Source organism: Nitrosomonas sp. Nm132 (genome assembly GCF_900100485.1).
Classification (GTDB): domain Bacteria; phylum Pseudomonadota; class Gammaproteobacteria; order Burkholderiales; family Nitrosomonadaceae; genus Nitrosomonas.
Genome location: NZ_FNDH01000108.1, coordinates 1 through 1,763 on the forward strand (window position 1 = coordinate 1; position 1,763 = coordinate 1,763).

General features: G+C 45.5%; 2 protein-coding genes and 1 pseudogene. All 3 read left to right on the forward strand.

Going from position 1 to position 1,763, the window contains the following annotated elements:
• Positions 1-644, forward strand: a 644-nt coding sequence (locus BLP80_RS14810) for an AI-2E family transporter (protein ID WP_143002336.1), incomplete at its 5' end; no start/stop codon positions are given.
• 245 nt (positions 645-889) lie between these two features.
• A pseudogene (amrB, locus tag BLP80_RS16765) lies at positions 890-1,258 on the forward strand (AmmeMemoRadiSam system protein B).
• Between the two features lie 14 nt (positions 1,259-1,272).
• On the forward strand, positions 1,273-1,689 hold the full coding sequence (amrA, locus tag BLP80_RS14820) for an AmmeMemoRadiSam system protein A (RefSeq protein ID WP_256325132.1): 417 nt from the start codon (positions 1,273-1,275) through the stop codon (positions 1,687-1,689).
• Positions 1,690-1,763: the final 74 nt, after the last annotated feature.

The following is a 1,763-nucleotide window of genomic DNA, read 5'->3' on the forward strand; positions in this document are numbered from 1 at the left end:
GAGATCCTGCCAGGCACTGCCGAAAATATGATTCGAATCGCCATGATGAAAATAACACTTGCAAAATGCGTCTAATGTTTTGCCAGACAGCTTCTTACTTACTGCGTGATTGGGATGCCTTGATTTCCCAGATCAATGAGTGGGTCTCACCTGCCTGGCGAAAGCAGCTGTATCCGCTTGTGCATGAAACTGATCGCGTGCTGGCAGAGTTCCTGCGTGGACAGGTTGCAGTCATTATTCTGATGAGCGGTTTTTATGTGACGGGCTTATGGATGATTGGGTTAGAATTTGCTCTGCCAATCGGACTTCTGGCAGGTATTTTAGTATTTGTTCCCTATCTGGGTGCAATCGTGGGTTTGGCACTTGCGACATTTGCCGCAGTCATGCAGTTTCAGGAATGGAGTGGCGTGATGGCGGTTTGGGCCGTGTTTGGTGTTGGTCAATTACTTGAAAGCATATTGATTACGCCTTGGCTGGTCGGTGAGCGTATCGGCCTGCATCCGGTCGTGGTGATTTTTGCTTTACTAGCCTTCGGTCAGCTATTCGGATTCATCGGTATCTTACTGGCACTTCCAATCAGTGCTGTAATGCTGGTATGGCTCAGACATCTGCATAAGCAGTATTTGGATACGCGGCAATCCTGATTGATTTTTATTGTACTTTTTATGCACTACGATTTACTTTTTGTGGAATGACTGTTGCTGCAGATTTTAAAAAAAATTGAATGATTACAAGTCGATAAGTTACATAAAAAGTGTAATCTTGTTGTTTCCTGGCAGTGACTTGGTTTTAATTAATATTTCCTTGATTTTCCAGAGATTACCCTTATGTTAACGGTATCTAATTTAGGGAAATTTTCTCATGATTACCGTCTGTCCTCCTGCTGTGGCTGGGCTATACCTATTCGGGTGCGATAGCAGCGCCTGCATATGTCACGCTTTGTTCCTTTGCTGAGCGTATTCGTCGTGTCATCTTACTTGGTCCCGCACGCCATATTGCAGTACGTGGTTTGGCATTGCCAGATGTAGATGCTTTTACAACACTATTGGGCAGGGTGAGAGTAGATACCGACCGCTATCATCAATAGAATTGCACGCTTGCCACAACTGACAATCAGTGCGCGTGCGCATGTGCACTAGAGCATTCACTGGAAGTGCAATTGCCTTTTTTACAAAGCACCTTAACGGATTTCTCGATTTTGCCCTTGGTCGTAGGGATTAGATTTACGCAACTCAGGAGATACTGCTGGTTCACCTGATCAGGTGGTGGGTTATGGCGCATTTGCTTTTACACTACCTCATTCTTCTTCAGGGAATACTGAATATGCAGCCTAATCGAGGAAAAGAGCTGTTATCGATTGGACGGAAGGCGATTGCTCGTACTTTGAATGTAGTTTATCGGTCGGATATTGATGAGCATGCCCCATGGTTGCAAGAATTGGGCGCGTGTTTTGTTACACTAATGCAGGATGATCAGTTGCGTGGTTGTATCGGCTCACCTGAGGCGCAACGATCATTATTAATGGATGTCAAAAGTAATGCGGTGTCTGCTGCTCTACATGATCCGCGTTTTGCACCTTTGCGTGCGGCTGAGTTTGACGATACTGATATCGAAATTTCAGTGCTATCACCGATGCTGACGATGGTAGTGCAGGACGAGGCGGATGCACTAGTACTCAGTCATTCTTGAAATGTCGGCTAAAGCTCCCCATACTCTCGAGCTTCAACGTAGAATGGAAGTGGGCCAATGGCAAAGAAATACAT